This is a genomic window from Streptomyces sp. NBC_01803 (assembly GCF_035917415.1).
GTDB lineage: Bacteria > Actinomycetota > Actinomycetes > Streptomycetales > Streptomycetaceae > Streptomyces.
The window spans coordinates 3,459,341-3,478,618 of sequence record NZ_CP109073.1; the positions used below are offsets into that span (position 1 = coordinate 3,459,341).

Annotated in this window: 13 protein-coding genes and 1 tRNA gene; 8 read left to right on the forward strand and 6 right to left on the reverse strand. The window is 69.8% G+C overall.

All coding sequences use genetic code 11. The annotated features are described in order from the left end of the window. Positions 1 to 139: 139 nt before the first annotated feature. Both topA and tmk read left to right on the forward strand, forming a co-directional pair. On the forward strand, positions 140 to 3,076 hold the full coding sequence (gene topA / locus OIE51_RS15635; protein WP_326598294.1) for a type I DNA topoisomerase: 2,937 nt from the start codon (positions 140 to 142) through the stop codon (positions 3,074 to 3,076). 82 nt (positions 3,077 to 3,158) lie between these two features. After that, the gene (tmk, locus tag OIE51_RS15640) at positions 3,159 to 6,179 is read left to right on the forward strand and encodes a dTMP kinase (protein WP_326598295.1); all 3,021 of its coding nucleotides are present in this window, start codon (positions 3,159 to 3,161) and stop codon (positions 6,177 to 6,179) included. Positions 6,180 to 6,200: 21 nt separating this feature from the next. Here tmk and OIE51_RS15645 read toward each other — a convergent pair whose 3' ends face one another. After that, entirely contained in the window at positions 6,201 to 7,163 is a 963-nt protein-coding gene (locus OIE51_RS15645) for a choice-of-anchor P family protein (protein WP_326598296.1), read from the reverse strand. A 217-nt stretch (positions 7,164 to 7,380) separates the two neighbouring features. On the opposite strand from OIE51_RS15645, the gene OIE51_RS15650 reads away from it, so the two are divergent. The 4 genes from OIE51_RS15650 (at position 7,381) to OIE51_RS15665 (ending at position 10,538) form a co-directional block, all read left to right on the forward strand. Next, complete coding sequence (locus OIE51_RS15650) at positions 7,381 to 8,589, forward strand: DNA polymerase III subunit delta' (protein WP_326598297.1); 1,209 nt, start codon at positions 7,381 to 7,383, stop codon at positions 8,587 to 8,589. 19 nt (positions 8,590 to 8,608) lie between these two features. After that, positions 8,609 to 10,195 carry an alpha/beta hydrolase gene (locus OIE51_RS15655; protein WP_326598298.1) on the forward strand — a complete coding sequence of 529 codons (1,587 nt, stop codon included), beginning with the start codon at positions 8,609 to 8,611 and terminating at the stop codon, positions 10,193 to 10,195. Continuing rightward, positions 10,192 to 10,419 carry a zf-HC2 domain-containing protein gene (locus OIE51_RS15660; RefSeq protein WP_326598299.1) on the forward strand — a complete coding sequence of 76 codons (228 nt, stop codon included), beginning with the start codon at positions 10,192 to 10,194 and terminating at the stop codon, positions 10,417 to 10,419. Before OIE51_RS15655 ends, OIE51_RS15660 begins: the two co-directional genes overlap by 4 nt. Before the next feature lie 42 nt (positions 10,420 to 10,461). Then, positions 10,462 to 10,538 (forward strand) — tRNA-Thr (locus OIE51_RS15665). Positions 10,539 to 11,136: 598 nt separating this feature from the next. Here OIE51_RS15665 and OIE51_RS15670 read toward each other — a convergent pair. Then, positions 11,137 to 13,725 (reverse strand): DEAD/DEAH box helicase, encoded by a 2,589-nt coding sequence (locus tag OIE51_RS15670; RefSeq protein ID WP_326598300.1) that lies wholly within the window; start codon positions 13,723 to 13,725, stop codon positions 11,137 to 11,139. 158 nt (positions 13,726 to 13,883) lie between these two features. Between OIE51_RS15670 and OIE51_RS15675 the strand changes: the two genes are divergently transcribed. Then, the gene (locus OIE51_RS15675) at positions 13,884 to 16,880 is read left to right on the forward strand and encodes a DEAD/DEAH box helicase (protein WP_326598301.1); all 2,997 of its coding nucleotides are present in this window, start codon (positions 13,884 to 13,886) and stop codon (positions 16,878 to 16,880) included. A gap of 37 nt (positions 16,881 to 16,917) precedes the next feature. Here the strand turns inward: OIE51_RS15675 and OIE51_RS15680 are convergent, their stop codons facing one another. The 4 genes from OIE51_RS15680 to OIE51_RS15695 all read right to left on the reverse strand — a co-directional run bounded on the left by OIE51_RS15680 (position 16,918) and on the right by OIE51_RS15695 (position 18,739). After that, positions 16,918 to 17,790: a transposase gene (locus OIE51_RS15680; protein ID WP_326598302.1), complete on the reverse strand. Its 873-nt coding sequence runs from the start codon at positions 17,788 to 17,790 to the stop codon at positions 16,918 to 16,920. Beyond that, positions 17,712 to 17,888, reverse strand: coding sequence for a hypothetical protein (locus OIE51_RS15685; RefSeq protein ID WP_326598303.1), 177 nt, complete (start codon positions 17,886 to 17,888; stop codon positions 17,712 to 17,714). Before OIE51_RS15685 ends, OIE51_RS15680 begins: the two co-directional genes overlap by 79 nt. A gap of 189 nt (positions 17,889 to 18,077) precedes the next feature. Next, a complete protein-coding gene (locus OIE51_RS15690) occupies positions 18,078 to 18,497 on the reverse strand; it encodes a PIN domain nuclease (RefSeq protein ID WP_326598304.1) in 420 nt (139 codons plus the stop codon). Beyond that, positions 18,497 to 18,739, reverse strand: a complete 243-nt coding sequence (locus tag OIE51_RS15695) for a type II toxin-antitoxin system VapB family antitoxin (protein ID WP_326598305.1) — start codon at positions 18,737 to 18,739, stop codon at positions 18,497 to 18,499. The genes OIE51_RS15690 and OIE51_RS15695 overlap by 1 nt, the downstream gene beginning before the upstream one ends. 316 nt (positions 18,740 to 19,055) lie before the next feature. Between OIE51_RS15695 and OIE51_RS15700 the strand changes: the two genes are divergently transcribed. Continuing rightward, positions 19,056 to 19,274 (forward strand): UvrD-helicase domain-containing protein, encoded by a 219-nt coding sequence (locus OIE51_RS15700; protein WP_326600650.1) that lies wholly within the window; start codon positions 19,056 to 19,058, stop codon positions 19,272 to 19,274. Positions 19,275 to 19,278: the final 4 nt, after the last annotated feature.

The following is a 19,278-nucleotide window of genomic DNA, read 5'->3' on the forward strand; positions in this document are numbered from 1 at the left end:
CGGCGGGAATGGCGGATCTCGGGTTACCGTTCGAGATGCGGTCGCGGGGTTTTCCCATTTGACACAGAGCAGGGATGTACCGTCACACTCCGCACCGTCAGTACTTTCCCCCTGGGCTGGAGAGAAGAGCGAGAAGAAGTTGTCCCCGACCAGCGAGACCGCGAACGGCGGCCGTCGACTCGTCATCGTCGAGTCGCCCGCCAAGGCCAAGACGATCAAGGGCTACCTCGGCCCCGGATATGTGGTCGAGGCCAGCGTCGGGCACATCCGCGACCTGCCGAGCGGCGCCGCCGAGGTGCCCGCCAAGTACAAGGGCGAGCCCTGGGCCCGGCTCGGCGTGAACGTGGATGAGGACTTCGAGCCGCTGTACGTCGTCAACAGCGACAAGAAGGACCAGGTCAAGAAGCTCAAGGAGCTGCTGGCCGACTCCGACGAGCTCTATCTCGCCACCGACGAGGACCGCGAGGGCGAGGCCATCGCCTGGCACCTCAAGGAGGTCCTCAAGCCCAAGGTCCCCGTCCGCCGCATGGTCTTCCACGAGATCACCCGCGATGCCATCAGAGCCGCGGTGAACAACCCCCGCGAGCTCAACCAGCTTCTCGTCGACGCCCAGGAGACGCGCCGCATCCTCGACCGCCTCTACGGCTACGAAGTCTCGCCCGTGCTGTGGAAGAAGGTCATGCCCCGGCTCTCCGCGGGCCGGGTGCAGTCCGTGGCGACCCGGCTCGTCGTCGAGCGGGAACGGGAGCGCATCGCGTTCCGCTCCGCCGAGTACTGGGACCTGACCGGCACGTTCACCCCCGCGCCCGGTGACGGGCCGTTCGACGCGCGGCTGATCGCCGTGGACGGCCGGCGGGTCGCGCAGGGCCGGGACTTCGGCCCGGACGGGCAGCCGCGCAACCCCGGCCAGGTCCAGCAGCTCGGTGAGGAGAGCGCCCGCGCGCTGGCCGCCGCGCTGACGGACACGGCGTTCGCGGTCCGCTCGGTCGAGGCCAAGCCGTACCGCCGCTCGCCGTACGCGCCGTTCCGCACCACCACGCTCCAGCAGGAATCCTCCCGCAAGCTCGGGATGGGCGCGAAGTCCACCATGCAGGTCGCCCAGCGCCTGTACGAGAACGGCTTCATCACCTATATGCGGACCGACTCCACCACCCTGTCGGACACCGCCGTCTCCGCCGCCAGGACCCAGGTCACCCAGCTCTACGGCGCCGAGTACCTGCCGGACCGGCCGCGGGTCTACGCGAGCAAGGTGAAGAACGCGCAGGAGGCGCACGAGGCGATCCGCCCCTCCGGGGACCGCTTCCGCACGCCCGCCGAAACGGGTCTGACGGGCGATCAGTACCGCCTGTACGAGCTGATCTGGAAGCGGACCGTCGCCTCCCAGATGAAGGACGCGGTCGGCCAGTCCGTCGCCGTCCGGATCGCGGGCACCAGCGCGGACGGCAAGGACTGCGAGTTCGGCGCGACCGGCAAGGTCATCACGTTCCACGGCTTCCTCAAGGCGTACGTCGAGGGCGCCGACGATCCGAACGCCGAGCTCGACGACCGCGAGCGGCGGCTGCCGCCCGTCGCCGAGGGCGACCCGCTCGGCGCGCGGGACATCACGGCCGACGGTCACGCCACCAAGCCGCCGGCGCGCTACACCGAGGCCACGCTGGTCAAGGAGCTGGAGGAGCGGGAGATCGGCCGCCCGTCCACCTACGCCACGATCATCGGCACCATCCTCGACCGGCGCTATGTCTTCAAGAAGGGCACGGCGCTCGTTCCCTCCTTCCTCTCCTTCGCCGTCGTCAACCTGCTCGAACAGCACTTCGGGCGGCTGGTCGACTACGACTTCACGGCCAGGATGGAGGACGACCTCGACCGCATCGCCACCGGCGACGCCGAGGCCGTGCCGTGGCTGCGCCGCTTCTACTTCGGCGAGGCCCCCGACGGTGGCGCGGCCGTCGGCGGCGCGGCCGACGCGGGGAACGGCGACGGCGACCACCTCGGCGGGCTGAAGGAGCTGGTCACCGACCTCGGCGCGATCGACGCGCGGGAGATCTCGTCGTTCCCGGTCGGCGACGGCATCGTGCTGCGCGTCGGCCGGTACGGACCGTACGTGGAGGCGCCGCCGGAGCCGGACGGCGAGCCGGGGGAGCCGGGCAAGCGGGCCGACGTGCCCGACGACCTGCCGCCGGACGAGCTGACGGTCGACCTGGCCAAGGAGCTGCTGGCCAAGCCCAGCGGCGACTTCGAGCTGGGCGCCGACCCGGTCAGCGGCCACCAGATCGTCGCCCGCGACGGCCGGTACGGACCGTACGTCACCGAGGTGCTGCCCGAGGGCACGCCGACGACCGGGAAGAACGCGGTCAAGCCGCGCACCGCCTCGCTGCTGAAGTCGATGTCGCTGGACTCCGTCACGCTCGAAGACGCGCTGCGGCTGCTGTCCCTGCCGCGCGTGGTGGGCACCGACCCCGAGTCGGGGCAGGAGATCACGGCGCAGAACGGGCGGTACGGCCCGTACCTGAAAAAGGGGACGGACTCGCGTTCGCTGACGAGTGAGGAGCAGCTCTTCACCGTCACGCTGGACGAGGCGTTGTCCATCTACGCGCAGCCGAAGCAGCGGGGGCGGGCCGCGGCCAAGCCGCCGCTGAAGGAGCTGGGCGAGGACCCGGTGACCGGGCAGCCGGTGGTGGTCAAGGACGGGCGGTTCGGGCCGTATGTGACGGACGGGGAGACGAACGCGACGCTGCGCCGCGACGACGACCCGGAGACCATCACGCCGGAGCGCGGGTACGAGCTGCTGGCGGAGAAGCGCGCCAAGGCGCCGGCGAAGAAGACCGCCGCCAAGAAGACCGCCGCCAAGAAGACAGCGGCGAAGAAGGCCCCGGCCAAGAAGACCACCGCGAAGAAGGCGCCGACGAAGAAGACCGCCGCCAAGAAGATGGCGGCGGGGGAGACGCCGGCGGGGGAGACGCGGGCCGGCGCGGCCGACGCGACCGCGAAGAAGGCGACGGACAGGAAGGCTCCGGCGAAGAAGGCCGCCGCGAAGAAGGCCACGTCGGCCAGGTCGTCGACGAGCGCGCGGGAGTAGCCGTGGCGGTGCCGGCCCCGTCCTCCGGGCAAATGTTCGGGTACGTGGTTTGGCCGTCCGTGGTGAAGGTTACGCTGGCCGAATGACGCGAGCAGAGCAACCCGAGGTTGTCGACCCCGCCCGCGGCGCCACCGACGAGGCGCTCGCCGCGGACTCACGCGAGCGCGCGCGGCGGGCACTGTTGCAGGTCCCCGGCCTGCGTCGGCTGTGGGAGGCGGCGTTCGCCGGCGGTATAGGCGACGCCCTCGCCCAGCTCGTGCTGATCCTGCTCTCCGTTCAGGCCGCCCTCTACGTGCCGGAGGACGGTGGCGAGCCGATCTTCGGCGGTGAGTACCGCGGTGTGGCGCTGGCCGTCACCGTCGCGCTCGCCGTGCGACTGCTGGCCACCGGCCTGGCGGGCGTGCTGCTGCTCGGCCCGCTCGTCGGCCTGCTCGCGCCGTCCGGACCGCTGGACCGCCGCTGGACGATGGTCGGCGCCGACGCGGTCCGCGCCGTGCTGCTGATCGTGGCCCCGCTGTGGATCGACTGGGTGCCCGACAGCGCGTACGTCTACATCCTGCTCACCGTTCTCGTCACCGGTTCGGCGGAACGGATCTGGGCCGTTACCAGGGACAGCGTCGCGCCCGCCCTGCTGCCCGTCCCGCCGCCCGAGGGCGCCGCCGTCCGGCCGCTGCCCGACCACCACGAGGCGCTGCGCCGCCTCTGGCTGCGCAGCGGCTATGTCGCGATCCCGCTGGCCGCCGCCACGCTGCTCGGCGCGGCCCTGGTGAGCAACCTGCTGGCCACCGGCCTCGACTGGTTCTCCACCCACCAGGCGGCCCTGGCCTCCTATGTGGCGGCCGGTTTCTTCGCCGCCTCGATCTCCGTCCTGTATTTCCTGCGGCTGCCGGGTGCCGAGTCCCGGCGGCCGGGCTCGCCGCTGGAGGGCCTGCGCCGCCCCGCCGTCGGCTCCGCTCCCGACAAGGGCAGGACCGGCGCCGTTCCGGTGCTCATCCTCGGCTGCGCGGCCGTCGCCGCCGCCGTCGCCGCGGCCGTCGCGCTCGGCGTGCTGCGCGTCGGGGACCAGGGCGGCGGCCCGGTGTCATTCGGGCTGCTGGTGCTGGGCCTCACCGGCGGGGTCGTGATCGGCGTGCGACTCGCGCCCGCCGTGCTGCCCGCGCTGTCCCGGCGACGGTTGTTCGCGCTGGCCCTGGCCCTCACCGGGCTCGGGCTGTTCGGCACCGGCCTGATCGCGGATCCGGCCACCGTCCTGTTCACCGCCGCCGCCACCGGTCTGGTGGCCGGCGTCGCCGCGAACACCGGACACGTGCTGCTCGACCAGGAGACCGAGGCGTTCCGCAGGCCCCGGCTCACCCAGCACCTGAACGCGGTGGTGCGCCTCGCCGTCGCGGTGGCGCTGGTCGCGGCCCCGCTGGCCGCCGCGTTCATCGGCCCGCACCGGGTGGAGCGCGGGGACTTCGTCATCCAGCACGGTGGCGCCGCGTTCACCCTGATGATCGTCGGCGCGCTGCTGCTGCCCGTCGCCGCCGTCGTGCTCGGCCGCACCGACGACCGGCGCGGCGTGCCGTTCGGGCGCGATCTGGCGAGCGCGCTGGGCGGCGGCTCCCGGACCGACCGGTCGGCGCCCGCGGCCACCGGGTTCTTCATCGCCGTCGAGGGCGGTGACGGCGCCGGCAAGTCCACCCAGGTGGAGGCGCTGGCGGAGTGGATCCGCAGCAAGGGCCACGAGGTCGTCGTCACCCGCGAGCCCGGCGCCACCCCGGTCGGCCAGCGGCTGCGGGCGATCCTGCTGGACGTCGCCTCCGGCGGGCTGTCCGACCGGGCCGAGGCCCTGCTGTACGCGGCGGACCGCGCCGAGCACGTCGAGTCGGTCATCCGGCCGGCCCTGGAGCGCGGCGCCATCGTCGTCTCCGACCGGTACACCGACTCGTCGATCGCTTACCAGGGCGCCGGCCGCGACCTGTCCTCCACGGAGGTCGCACGGATCTCGCGGTGGGCGACGGCCGGGCTGGTGCCGCATCTGACGGTGCTGCTGGATGTGTCGCCGGAGACCGCGCGCGAGCGGTTCACCGAGGCGCCGGACCGGCTGGAGTCCGAGCCCAACGAGTTTCACCAGCGGGTGCGGGCCGGGTTCCTGGCGCTGGCCGCCGCCGACCCGGCGCGTTATCTGGTGATCGACGCCGGCCAGGACCCGGCGTCCGTCACCACCGCCGCGCGGCACCGGCTCGACCAGATGCTGCCGTTGTCCGAGGCCGAGGTGCGCGCTCTGGAGGAGGCGCGGCGGCGCGCCGAGGAAGAAGCGCGCCGGCGTGCGGAGGAGGAGCGCAGGCGCAAGGAGGAGGAAGAGCGCCTGGAGCGCGAACGCCAGGCGGAGCTCGCGCGGTTGCGCGCCGAGGAAGAGGAGCGGCTGCGGCGCGAGGAGGAGGAGCGGCAGCTCGCCGAGGAGGCGCGCCGCATCGAGGAAGCGCGCCGGGTGGCCGAGGAGGCCCGCAGGCTCGCGGAGGAGGAGCGCCGTCGCCGGGAGGCGGAGGAGCGGCTGCGGCGCGAGGAGGAGGAACGGCGCCGGCGCGAGGCCGAGGAGGAGGCACGGCTGCGCGCCCAGGCCGAGGAGCGGCGCCGGGAGAAGCAGCGCAAGGCCGAGGAGGCGCTAGTGCGGGCGGAGCAGGCGCGGCTGGCCTCGGCGGCGGCTGCGTCGGCCGCGTCGACGGCGGGACCTGAGGCCGGGGCGTCGGAGCCGTCCGGGGCGTCCGGGCAGTCCGGTGCCAAGGAGCCGGACAGCGCGGAGACCGTGCAGATTCCGCTGGCCAACCCCGACAACGAGGAAACGGCGATCATCCCGCGCGGTGAGGGCCCCGACGCGGTGCGGGAGACCCGGCCGCTGCCGCAGATCGGCGGCGCGGACCGGGCGGCCCCGCCGCCTCCGCCGACCGCGCCCCCCGCACCTCCTGTGCCGTCCGCGCCGTCCGCCTCCGGGCCGCGCTCGCGGCGGGAGTGGGCGGAGGAGACGCCGTTGGACGACGTCCCGACGCTGGCGGACGAGCTCCTCGGTCCGCACCGGGACGAGGACGACGGCGAGGAGGGCGGCCGGGCCCGGCGCGGTTGACGACGGGGCCGGGTCCTCTGGTCAGACGGCGCGCTTCAGCTCGAAGGGCCGGCCCATGACGACGTCGTCCCCGGCGGCCACCCGGTACGGCCCGGAGCAGACCTCGTCGGCGGTCGGCATCACGTACCCGTCGGGGACGTCCGTGACGCAGACGTACACGTCGGCGCCGTCCTCGGGCACGAAGTCCACCCCGCACCGGCCGGCGGCGCCGGTGACGCAGCCGCCGAGGACCAGGCCGGTCCCGTCGACGATCTCGAACTGGACGCCGGCGACACCGGTCGGCTCGGCGCCGTCGGCGGCGGTGGTGTCGGTGTCGGTGTCGGTGTCGGCGTCGTGGGCGACGCCGGTCAAGGTGACGGTTTCGGTCCGGGTGCCGCAGTTGGTGCTGCCGAGGGTCAGCTCGCCCTCGGCCAGGGTGAGGTGGAAGGCGTTGACGGTCAGTGAGCCGTCGGCCTCGGTGATCTGTTCGTTGAGCACCACGCGGCCGAGGCCGGGCAGTTCGAGCGTGGTGTTCGGCGCCGGGGCCTCGGCCAAGGTCACGTCGGGCTCGGCCGGGAGGCTGAAGACGGCGTCGCCGAGGGCTACCGCGCCGACCGGGGCCGCGCCCAGGCCGGTCGAGCAGCCGGCGCGGATGTGGCCGGTGCGCAGAACGGTCTCCCCGAGATCGAGGCGCGCGCTCTCGACCCCGGCCTCGGCGGCGCTGCGGCCCCGCCTGTCGTCGCCGGAGGCGGTCGCGGTGACGTTGTGCGCGGCACCCAGGGTGCCCAGCTCGACGGTCTCGACGGTGATCCGGGCCGGGCCCTCGGGGTAGGCGGCATACGCCTCGGCCACGTCGACGTCGCCGAGCCGGGCGAAGACGCCGAGGCCGGAGCTCGACGCGGGGACGGGGGTGTCGTCGGCCTGGGCCCGGGCCGATCCGGAGACGGTGAGGAGAAGCGCCCCCGTCAGGGCAGCGGTGGCGGCGGCGCGCAGGATGTGCATCATGCGGCAAACGTTCCATGTGGCGAGTGGGGAATGTGCTCAGCGTGACGGTGTCGTTACGGCAGGTTCCTCCGAACGGGCCCGGCTGTCAGTGGCGTGCCGCAGAATGGTCGCTACCTCGTCAGTGGGTGCCGGTGCGTGCTGTCCGGAGCCGGTGGCGTCGGGTGTCGGTGTTGCCGGTGGTGTCGGTGTGGATCTTGGTCAGGGGAGGGAGCGGGCGATGGCGGTCTGGGACGACCTGGTCGGACAGGATCGGGTGACGGAGCAGCTCGCCGCGGCGGCGCGTGACGCGCACGGGTATGTCGCGACGGCGGCGAGCGGCGAGGAGCCGGAGCTGTCGGGTTCGGCGATGACGCACGCCTGGCTGTTCACCGGCCCGCCCGGCTCGGGCCGGTCCACGGCGGCGCGGGCGTTCGCCGCGGCCCTGCAGTGCGTCAGCCCCGACCTCGCGCTGGGCGGTCGGCCCGGCTGCGGCTTCTGCGACGGCTGCCACACCGCCCTCATCGGCACGCACGCCGACGTCGAGGTGATCCGCACCGATCTGCTCACCATCGGCGTCAAGGAGACCCGCGAGCTGGTCCGCAGGGCCCAGCTCTCGCCGGCCGGCGGACGGTGGCAGGCCATCGTGATGGAGGACGCCGACCGCCTCACCGAAGGCGCGGGGAACGTGCTGCTGAAGGCCATCGAGGAGCCCGCCCCGCGCACGGTGTGGCTGCTGTGCGCCCCCTCGACGGAGGACGTGCTGCCCACCATCCGCTCCCGCTGCCGCCACCTCGCGCTGCGCACGCCCCCGGTGGCCGCCGTCGCCGAGATCCTGATCCGCCGCGACGGCATCGAGCCTGACGTCGCGGCGGCCGTCGCCCAGGCGACGCAGGGCCACATCGGGCGCGCGAGGCGGCTGGCCACCGACGAGCAGGCCCGCGTCCGCCGGGCCGCCGTGCTGCGGCTTCCCGAGCGGCTGACGGACATCGGCGGCTGTCTGCGCGCCGCGCAGGAGCTGGTGGACGCCGCGGCGGCGGACGCCAAGCAGCTCGCCGAGGAGCTCGACGAGAAGGAGACCGGGGAGCTGCGCGCGGCGCTCGGCGCCGCCGAGGGCAAGCGCCTGCCGCGCGGTACCGCGGGCGCGATGAAGGAGTTGGAGGACCGGCAGAAGCGTCGCGCCACCCGCACCCAGCGGGACGCGCTGGATCTCGCCCTCACCGACCTCACCGCCTTCTACCGGGACGTGCTGGCACGCCAGTTCGGCTCGGCCGTCGCCCTCGCTCTCGCCGGCGGGGAGAGCGCGGCGGCGGTGGACCGTATCGCCGCCTCGTCCCGTCCCGAGCAGACGCTGCGGCGGATGGAGGCCGTTCTCGACTGCCGCCGTGCCCTCGACCGGAACGTCGCGCCGCTGCTCGCCGTGGAGGCGATGACGATGGCCCTGCGGTGAGCGACTACGCTCGACCACCATGCGCCTCCGCACCACAGGCCGCCTCGCCCTCGGCCTCCTCGCGTCCACGGCCCTGCTCGTCACCGCATGTTCGTCCAACGACCGCCCGGACGAACGCGCCCCCTCCGGGGCCGGCGAGAGCTCACCCGCCCCGGACGCGCCGCCGTTGGAGCCCCTCCCCGAGGAGATCCCGGCGGAGCTGCGGACGTACTACGACCAGGAGCTGAGCTGGAGCGCGTGCGAGGCGGGCTTCGAGTGCGCGACCCTGACCGTTCCGCTCGACTACGAGAACCCCGACCCGGCCGTCGACCTCCAGCTCACGGTCACCAGGGACCGGGCCGGAGACCCGGACGGGCGGATCGGCGCTCTCCTGATGAACCCCGGCGGCCCCGGCGCCTCGGCGGTCGACTTCGCGCAGGGCTCGGCGGAGTACCTGTTCCCCGAGGAGGTCCGCGCCCGTTACGACATGGTGGGCTTCGACGCCCGCGGCACCGGCCGCAGCGAGCCGGTGGCGTGTCTGTCCGGCCCCGAGATGGACGACTACACGCTGACCGACCGCACCCCCGACTCGGACGCGGAGATCGATGAACTGCTCGCGGCCTTCGAGGAGTTCGCGACCGGCTGCCAGGAGGAGTCGGGCGAGCTGCTGGAGCACATCTCGACCATCGAGTCCGCCCGGGACATGGACGTCCTGCGCGCCGCGCTGGGCGACGAGGACCTGCACTACATCGGCTTCTCGTACGGCACCAAGCTCGGCGCCGTCTACGCCGGCCTCTTCCCGCAGAACACCGGCCGGCTGGTGCTCGACGCGGCGATGGACCCCCGGCTCCCGACGCTGACCACCGACCGCGAGCAGGCGGGCGGCTTCGAGACGGCGTTCCGCTCATTCGCGGAGGACTGCGTCTCCGGCCCCGACTGCGCGCTCGGCTCGGAAGACGCCGACGACGCCTCCCGCCGGCTGTCGGACTTCTTCGACCAGGTCGATGCCGAGCCGCTGCCGTCCGGCGACCCGGACCGCCCGCTGACGGAGTCCCTCGCGACCACCGGCGTTTCCATGGCGCTCTACGCCGAGGACCTGTGGCCGATGCTGCGCGACGCGCTCACGGCGGCGATCGACGACGGCGACGGCGCGGCGCTGCTGGAGCTGGCCGACCTGTACAACGAGCGTGAGCCGGACGGTTCGTACGGCACGACGATGTTCGCCTTCCCGGCGATCAGTTGCCTCGACAGCCCGGCCGGCAACGCGGACGCCGACGCGCTTGAGGACACCATCGGCTCGTACGAGGAAGCCTCCCCGACGTTCGGCCGCGACTTCGCCTGGGCCACCCTGCTGTGCGCTGCCTGGCCCGTCGAGCCGACCGGCAGCCCGGTGAGCATCGCCGCCGAAGGCGCCACGGACATCCTGGTGATCGGCACCCTCCGGGACCCGGCCACCCCGTACTCCTGGGCCGAGGGCCTGGCCGACCAGCTCGACACCGGCATCCTCCTGACGTACGACGGTGACGGCCACGGCGCCTACGGCGGGGCGAGCGACTGCGTCGATTCCGCCGTCAACAGCTACCTGTTGGAGAACAGCAGTCCGGAGGAGGGCACCACCTGTTCATGAGCTGGGATGATGTCGGTATGCAGTGCATCCGCTACCGCACGGCCATATCGGCCCACGCCCAGCACGCCCCGCTCCCGGCGGGGCTGAGCGAACAGGACCTCGACACCCACCTGACGACCTGCTTGGAGTGCCGTCGCTGGTCCAACCGCCTCCGCACACTGCGCGAGACGACCGACGACCTCCTCCGCCGAAGGCGTTCCGGGTCCCCCTCCAAACCTGTGTAGACTGACCACCGCTGCGTCCCCCCGACGGGGGACCGCACGCCCGCCGCCTTAGCTCAGTCGGCCAGAGCGACGCACTCGTAATGCGTAGGTCAGGGGTTCGACTCCCCTAGGCGGCTCCATGGAGAACCCCAGGTCAATCCTCTGACCTGGGGTTTCTTCGTTTCGTTGACCTTGGGATTCGGGCCAATCGGACACTCATGGTCTACGCATGGTAAAGCGTAGGTCCGAGGCTGACGGTCGGTAGTGATTCTGCCCTGCAAGGCTGTGAACTGGACTTTTGTTGCTCACTGTCGATCCGCCTCGGCCTGTTCGGAATGACGTGGTGGCCACTTAGTGGCCAAGCGTGCAGCCACCGTGCAGACCGGCTCCTGCTCGGCCGCGCGACTGGAGGCACTCGGGGGAACGGCTGTTGTGCCAGCCCGACAATCGCGCGTTCCAGATACTTGGCCGTCCAGCGCATGGTGTCGCGCTCCTCCTCGAGCTCGGGACCTTGCGGCGCAGGGCCTCAATCTCCGCCTCCAGCGCTGGCTTCGCCGCAGCAGGAGCCGGGGTCACCGCCCTCGGCGTGGCCTTGCCGGCTGCCCGAATCCACGTCCGGACCGTCTCCGCGTTGATGCCCGGGTCCGCGGCGATCGACACGATCGTCGCTCCGGGCCGCGACTCGTATAACGTGACTGCATCTGATCATTCGTGATCAGAATCCGTGTCTCGCGTCCTTCAGCCGCCCGCGAGTAGGCGCTCGCGCTCGGCCGCCACGATCTCCCGTGCCAGCTCAGCGTCCGTGATATCGAACGCTTCCGGGGCGCTGTCGGCGGTTTCGGAGACGCGGGCGAACTCCGCGAAGAGTTGGTTCTTGCGCGCCAGGATCTCAATGATGCGCTGGTCGACGCCTTCTTCGGAGAGTAGGCGGTGTACTTGTACCGACTCCAGCTGCCCCATCCTGTGGGAGCGGCCGATGGCTTGCCATTCGGTCGTCGGTTTGAGCTGGGGCTCGCAGATCACGACGACCGATGCCGACTGAATGTTCAGACCGACGCCACCTGCCACGATCTGCGCGATGAGGACTGCCCCGTGGCGGGCTCGGGAGAACTCGTCAACCATGCTCTGTCGCTTCGCGGCGGGAACGGAGCCGGTAAGGGGCCCGAATACCTTCCCCGGAAGGACCGACGCCACTTCGTTGAGGACGTCACGGAAGTACGAGAAGACCAGCACCTTGCGCTCGTTGTCCTCTGCCTCCTGGACGATGTCGATGAGGCGCTGCATCTTCTCGGACTTCGCGCCGGCGCGCAGCGCAGCCTGGCGCATGGCCATGAAGTTGCCCTCGACGACAGCCGCTCGGTAGTGCTGCTCGTCCGCGCTGGACATCGGCATCCACTCGTCGACTTCGAACCGCTCCGGGAGCTCGGTGAGGACGTCTTCCTGATTGCGCCGCAGGTAGGCCGGTGCCACCTGCTTCCGGAACTGGCGAGGAGCGATTTCCGAGGCGTTGATCGACAGGTCTGGCCGGAGGTAGCCAACGAGATTGCGGAATTCCTCGATCCGGTTCTCCAGCGGGGTGCCGGTCAGGAGGACCGCCCGCCCCGAGCACTTGATCAGGGCCGTGGAGCGCCGGGTTCGCTGGGCGTCCGGATTCTTGATGTAGTGCGCTTCGTCGAACACCAGGCATGCAGGTCCGGCACGTCCGGGAATCCGCCCTTCCAGCCACCCGAGGATGTCGTAGGTGGTGACCGCGACTCCACCGTTGCGGATCCAGGACTTCAGCGCGTCATCACGACCCGGCCCGTGCAGGCGATACGCACGCAGATCGGACTTTGCCTGGACTTCGCGCACCCAGTTGGTCACGACAGCGGCGGGGCACACGACCAGGAAGTGGGAGGAGCCCTTGGCGCGCAAGTGAGCGAGCACGGCGAGTGATTCGACCGTCTTTCCCAGACCCATCTCGTCGCCGATGATGACCTTCCGTTGCACGATCGCGAAGCGGGCACCGAATGACTGGTACCCGCGCAGGGACGCCTTCAGATGGCTGGTTTCGAGCTTGAGTTCCCTGACCGCCTCGACGATTTCGGCCGGCAGGTCGCCTTGGCTCTTCTCGGCGTCGTCGGCCAGGAATCCGAGCTCCGCGAGCATCGCGTAGTAGTCGGCCGGGCGGGTGCTGAAATCCTCCCAAGGATCACCGCCTGCGACGTCTGCCCCACCGTCGAGCACCGCCCCGCGGCGCTCGACGGCCGCCAGCGCGGTCCGCAACTCGGCGACGGTCCGGGCCTGGGGGACGAGAGCCACGTGGGAGGTCTTGGAATCAAGGCTTTGGAGGAGCGGCCGAACCGCGTCGGCGGCAGCGAGGTCGGCTGTCGCGCTGCGGATCGAGCGTGCCGCGTCCCAAGCGCGCATCGTCTTGAGGAGCTTCGTGGTGGCGCGGGATCGGTTCTTGATGTCGATCCGGACCGGCATCTCGTCCAGCGTGGTCTGCCAGATGGTGCGCGCGGCTCCGACCATCCGGTTGCCCGTCGTCTCACCGACTCCGGGGAGTGATCGAATCCGTGATCTCTGGTCGAGGACCTGCTGCACGTTCCTGATCCCGGCATCGATCAGCGCCGTGATGCGCAGTTGGCCGCTGGTTGCGTCCTTGAGCCGCTCGACGGGCATTTCGGCGACCAGCTTGCGAGCCTCGTCCTGTCGGACGGCATTGCCGGCGGCATTGACTGCCGTTCTGAACTGGTCCTCGCGCTGCAGGGCCTGATCGATCGCGCTGATCGCGGTCTTGGCGACGTCCAGTTCATGCCGCCCGACGAGTTCGGCCCGGTCGCCGAGGCGCTGGGCGAAGCCGATCGTGTCATCGAGGATGGACGAGGGCCCGATTGCGGGGAGAGCCTTCCTGTCCCATGCTGCCAGGCTTTCCAACTCGGTGACGAGTGGGGTGCTCGCAGCCCACTCGTGGAGGGATATCAGGTATGCCGCAGCTTCCCCTGCTTCGTCTTTGCGGCTCTTGCCCGAAAATACCCGGCGGGCACCGAACAGTGCCCGGACGGCCGTCAGCGCCCGGCCGGCGTCGTTTGTCAACTGGTTGATGCCCTGCTGGGCATTCGCCGTGAGCGCTGGAAGAGCCTGTCGGCAGGCCAGAGAGGTCACCAGGTCGACATCGGACGGCGAGACTTGCAGTACGCGCCATGCGGTGGTGGCTCCTGTCTCGAGAGAAGCCACTCGGCCGAGGAACTGCCTGGCCGCGTCTTCCGCCGCTGCCTCGACGGGCTCACGTTCCTCGACGATCCTCGCCGCGAACTTGCGCCACCCGCTGACTTCCTCCACCACACCACGAAGGTGCTGACGTTCTTCTCGCTCCATTGCCCCCGCCGACTCACATGACCTCTGCGAAGATTAGCGACCCCGGTTGACGAAGTCGACGGGACCACAAAACCGCCGGAACGTCCGAGTAGCGTTCGCAGGCTGCCGCCCAGGAGGTTCTGTACGTGCTGCTCGAGGAGCTCAAGCCGGGTCTGCGGATCGACGGACTCATGCCGACGGAGGTCGTCACGGTCATCGCCGCTCAGTGGCACGGTGCAAACGCACTCGAGCTGACCTACAAGACCGCCGCGGGCGGCCTCGACCAGCGGGTCGTCTTCCGAAAGGACGAGGACAAGCTGAGCGTCGCCCGCAGCGGCAGCCGCGCCTTCGACGCGAACGCAAGTGACTTCAAGCTGGTCGCCGAGGCTCAGCGGATCTCACTGGCCGGCCTGTTCGACCCGATGGTCGCCGTGGCGACCAGTGACGTTGAGCCGCTCCCGCACCAGATCCGCGCCGTGTACGGCGAGCTCATGCCCCGTACACCGCTGCGCTTCCTGCTCGCCGACGATCCGGGCGCAGGAAAGACAATCATGGCTGGGCTCTACATCAAGGAGCTGCTGCTGCGCAATGACGTCAAGCGGTGCCTCATCGTGGCTCCGGGAGGCCTGGTCGATCAGTGGCAGGACGAGCTCTTCTTCAAGTTCGGCCTCCGCTTCGACCTGCTCACCAACCAGCTCATCGACTCCCAGCTCCATCTCAACGTCTTCGAGACCACCCCGCTTCTGATCGCTCGCATGGACCAGCTTTCTCGTAACGAGCACTTGAAGGCGCACCTTCAGCAGACGGAGTGGGACCTGATCGTCGTTGACGAGGCGCACCGCATGGGTGCCCGCTACTTCGGCGGCAAGATGGAGAAGACCAAACGGTTCCAGCTCGGCGAAATGCTCGGCGAGATCACTCGCCACCTGCTCCTGATGACAGCGACCCCGCACTCGGGAAAGGAGGAGGACTTCCAGCTCTTCCTCACCCTGCTGGACCGTGACCGGTTCGAGGGCAGGCAGAAGAGGAACGCCGACGTTAGCGGGATCATGCGGCGCATGATCAAGGAAGACCTGCTCACCTTCGAGGGCAGGAAGCTCTTCCCCGAGCGCATCGCGGAGACCGTCCCCTACGAGCTCACGGCACTCGAGTACGACCTTTACGAGGACGTCACCCACTATGTGCGCGAGGGGATGAACCGCGCCGACCGCGTCGGTGGTAAACGCAAGAACACTGTCGGTTTTGCGCTTACCGTTCTGCAGCGACGCCTGGCCTCCAGCCCCGAGGCGATCTACAAGAGCCTCGTGCGGCGTACCGAGCGCCTGGAGCGCAAGAAGCAGGAGATCCTCAACGGCACCTGGCGCGAGAGCATGCCCACCATCGACCTCGCCGACTTCGACAACGACGACTTCAATGCCGAAGAGATCGAGGAGACCGAGGAGGAACTGCTCGATGCCGCGACGGCGGCGCAGACGGTCGAGGAGCTCAACGTCGAGCTCACCGAGCTGAGGGCGTTGGTGAAGACGGCGCAGCGGGTCCGAGAGGCAGGTACGGACCGCAAGTGGACCGAGCTGTCCGCCCTCCTTCGAGACCACGCGCTGGCGACGGACGCCAATGGCCGGCCTCGGAAACTCATCATCTTCACCGAGCACCGCGACACCCTCCAGTATCTGCAGCGCAAGATCGGGTCGCTTCTGGGCAAGCCCGATGCAGTCAAGGCTATTCACGGCGGCGTACGCCGGCCCGAGCGGCGGCAGATCACCGAAGGGTTCACCAAGAACCGCGACGTTCAGATCCTGCTGGCCACCGACGCCGCCGGCGAGGGACTCAACCTGCAGGCCGCACACCTGATGGTCAACTACGACCTGCCCTGGAACCCCAACCGCATCGAGCAGCGCTTCGGCCGCATCCACCGCATCGGCCAGGAGGAGGTCTGCCGGCTCTGGAACCTCGTCGCCTCCAACACCCGCGAGGGCGAGGTTTTCGCGCGCCTGCTGGAGAAGCTCGATCAGATGCACGAGGCGTACGGCGGGAAGGTCTTCGATGTCCTGGGAGAGGCGTTCGCCGAGACCCCGCTGCGAGACTTGCTGCTCGATGCCATCCAGTACGGTGAGCGGCCCGATGTCAAGGAAAGGATGCACGAAGTCATCGACACCACCGTCGGAGACGGCCTCAAGTGCCTTCTGGACGAGCGTGCGCTCGCTTCGGAGCACCTCTCGGATGCCGATCTCCGCGCCCTGCGCACCACGATGGACGAAGCCCGCTCTCGACGTCTTCAGCCGCACTCCATCGAATCGACCTTCAAGGAAGCCTTCACCCGGCTCGGTGGCCGGATCGTCAAGCGCGAACAGGGGCATTACGAGATAGCCAACGTGCCCCAGCACATCCGCTCGGCAGGCAACGGACCGATTGCCACCAAGTACGACCGCATCACCTTCGACCTCAGCCACGTCCAGCCTGACGACCGCGCCCGCGCCGACCTGCTCGCCCCCGGCCACCCGCTGCACGACGCCGTCATGGACGAAACCATCCGGAACTTCGGGGGTGCCCTGAACCAGGGCACGGTCCTCGTCTCGGCCACCCTCGAAGAACAGCACCTCCTCGTCGGGGTCGTCGAGGAGGTCGCGGACGCCACTGGTGAGTCGGTGGCCCGACGGTTCGCCTACGCTTACGTCGACAGCCACGGCATCGTGCACCCGGCCGGCCACGCGCCCTACCTCGACTGCGTCGCGGCGCCCAACGGCGCGGCGACCGACATTGCATGCGGACTTCCCTGGCTCGCAGACGCCGAAGACAAGGCAACCAGCTGGATCATCGCCAACCAGCTTCCCGAATACCTGGCCGAGGTCCAGCCCCCTCGCCTGGCGGAGTTGATCAAGACTCGGGAACTGGTGACCAAGCGCCTGACCTCGGAGAGCGAGCGGTTGCTCCTCGATGCTGCGGCGGCCGCTGAGAAGGAACGGAGGGGCGAGAAGCCCAAGGAGTCCTCCGAGAGCCTCCGCCGCAAGGCTGTCGAGCTCGATGTACGGCTTCGAAGGCGTCTCGCACTGCTCGACCAGCAGCAGCTGATGTCGACGAAGCCGCCGCAGATCCTCACCGCGGCGCTTGTGCTGAGCGTTTCCGATCTACCCCCTTGCGGGTGAAGATCGCTTTTGTGTGATCACGACAATACCGTTGCGTTTAGCGTCGGCGGTGGGGCGCAAGTCCGTCCTCCAGGATGGCGATCTCGAAGTGGAAGCTGCAGGACTGGGCGACTTGGGGATGTTTGCCCACATTTGCCGAGTGCTTGCTGGTGGGGTTCTTCCGGCTGCGTGCCTTGATGCGGGGACGTCGCCGGGCGGGCCAGAGCGCGGCGAGTGCGGCCCGGCCGATCGCCCCGACGAGTTCGACGGGCCTGGCAGGGCGAATCCCGGCGGCGACGATAACTTGGTCGCCTGCGGTTTCCAGGAGCACGGTGAAGCTGATCCGGTCCATGTCCAGGCCGGGCCGGGTGCTCGCGATGTCGGCGGCGCTGGGGATCAGGGCCTGGTAGACCGTCAGGAGCGCGTAGAACTCCTGGTCGATGCCGTCCAGGCTGCGTGAGCGCAGGACGCGTCCGTCCAGCATCGTCGCCTTGATCGAGAAATAGGTGGTCTCGACCTGCCACCTCTCATGGTAGAGATCCACCAACTCCCGGGCGGGGTAGCGTTGGTGGTCGAGCAGGCTGGTGATCAGCCGCCACTGCACTCGGCGCGCGGTGCCGTCGGCCAGGGTGACGGTAACCCATGCCTCCACCACCCGTACCGGCAGGAGCCGGTAGCCGCCGTTCAGCTGGGCCAGGTAGGAGCCGTCGGGCAGGCGGCGCCCGACGGTGGGGCAACGCCGGGCGCTGGAGCGCACCAGGAACTGCGCCCCGGTCGCGGCGACCTCGCCCAGGAAGTCGAAGGCGTCGAAGGCGGCGTCCGCCAGCAGCAGCGTCGAGCGGTCCAGGGCGGTCAGTAGCTGTGCGGCGTAGGGGAGTTCCCCGGTGCACTCGGGTCCGAACGCGCCGCGAGCAGGGCGCGGGTGCCGCACTCGACCAGGACCAGCAGGCGCAGCAGCGGGTAGTCGAACTCGATCTTCTCGCCCGCGCGTTTGGGGTAGCCCCAGGTGGCCTGTTCGTGGTCGGGCACGTGGAGGCTGGTGCCGTCACGATGACCGGGCCATGCCGCACCTGCCCCGCACCGCTCGCCAGCTCAGTAGGGTGGCCGGGTAGCTGTCCGAGGTCGTTGAGCAGGAGGGTTCCGTCCGGTGCACCCCGACCGCTTGGTTTGGGCACCAGGAACACTTCGGGCTGGCGTCAAGTTGTCGGGCCGGCGGGGTCAGTGGTCGGCGCTGCCAGGCGGGACGACCCATTGGGTGGGCTGGCCGGTGAGTGAGGCGATCATGTCGAAGTCGCCGTCGTAGTGGAGGATCGTGACGCGATTCTGCTCGGCGGTGGCGGCGATGAGGAGGTCGGGGAGCGACAGGGCGCGGTGGAAGCCTGCGTTGAGGGCGTGCCGCTGGACCTCTAGGGCGCGGGTGAAGCTGTCGTCGTCGGTGCGCAGGTAATCGAAGGCGTGGAGCCAGGTGCTGATGCGCGTTGCTTCTGCGCTGTCCCGTGCCGAGTGGATCATCTCGTACTCGGTGGGCTGGCAGACGGCGAGTAGGTAGCGCTCGTGGAGTGGTTTCAGAACCTCTCTGACGCTGGGTTTGGTCCAGCGGGCGAGGGCGGACTTGTCGATCAGGTAGCGGTCTTGCATCAGGCGGCCTGGCCGCCATTGCGCTTGAGGGTTCCGTCGGCGTTGCGAGGGCCGGTGTTCTCGATGATCTCGCTAAAGTCGAGCTCTCCGGCGTCCATAGCGTCGAAGCCCTCCTGCCGCAGGTGCCGCTTGACGGCATCTTCCATGGCCAGACGGACGGCTTTGGCCTTGGTCTTGGTGCCGAAGATGCGCATAGCCTCGGTGACCATGTCTTCGTCGAGGTCGATCACAGTACGAGCCACGAAGGCACCTCCCAGATAGTCGCAGCGACCTGTCAAACGATACCATTTCATCGAACTGGATGATGTCGTTTCACTGTGGGCTGTTCTCTCTGGCCCAGGTGCCCGGCTAGGTGGGGGTGGCCCGGATGTCCAGTAGGTCTGGGATTTGTCTGAGTTCGACAACCTCCGTGATTCGAGCCCTTTGCTACGAGATGGAACGTGCCACCCGCATCCAGACCCGCCATGAGTACAAGGATTACAGTAGGTCGGTGGTCGCGATCTGATCCATCGCGACGCCGAGGCATCGATAAGCAACCTGAAGCACCGCTACAAGCACATCGTCGTCGACGAGGCTCAGGACCTGCGCGCCGCTCACTGGAAAATGCTGCGGGCTATGGTCGCCCCCGGTAACAACGACATGTTCATCGCCGGCGACACGCACCAACGGGTCTACGATAACCATGTCTCCCTCGGCGCTCTCGGAATCAACGTCCGAGGCCGCTCCGCCCGCCTGTCCCTGAGCTACCGCACCACGAGATCCTCGCCCGCGCCCTGACAGT

What these genes read in the sequence shown, in the direction of transcription:
- tmk (WP_326598295.1), top strand. Translation starts at nt 3,159, where the DNA reads ATGACGCGAGCAGAGCAACCCGAGGTTGTCGACCCCGCCCGCGGCGCC.
- OIE51_RS15645 (WP_326598296.1), bottom strand. Translation starts at nt 7,163, where the DNA reads ATGATGCACATCCTGCGCGCCGCCGCCACCGCTGCCCTGACGGGGGCG.
- OIE51_RS15650 (WP_326598297.1), top strand. Translation starts at nt 7,381, where the DNA reads ATGGCGGTCTGGGACGACCTGGTCGGACAGGATCGGGTGACGGAGCAG.
- OIE51_RS15655 (WP_326598298.1), top strand. Translation starts at nt 8,609, where the DNA reads ATGCGCCTCCGCACCACAGGCCGCCTCGCCCTCGGCCTCCTCGCGTCC.
- OIE51_RS15660 (WP_326598299.1), top strand. Translation starts at nt 10,192, where the DNA reads ATGAGCTGGGATGATGTCGGTATGCAGTGCATCCGCTACCGCACGGCC.
- OIE51_RS15690 (WP_326598304.1), bottom strand. Translation starts at nt 18,497, where the DNA reads ATGCAAGACCGCTACCTGATCGACAAGTCCGCCCTCGCCCGCTGGACC.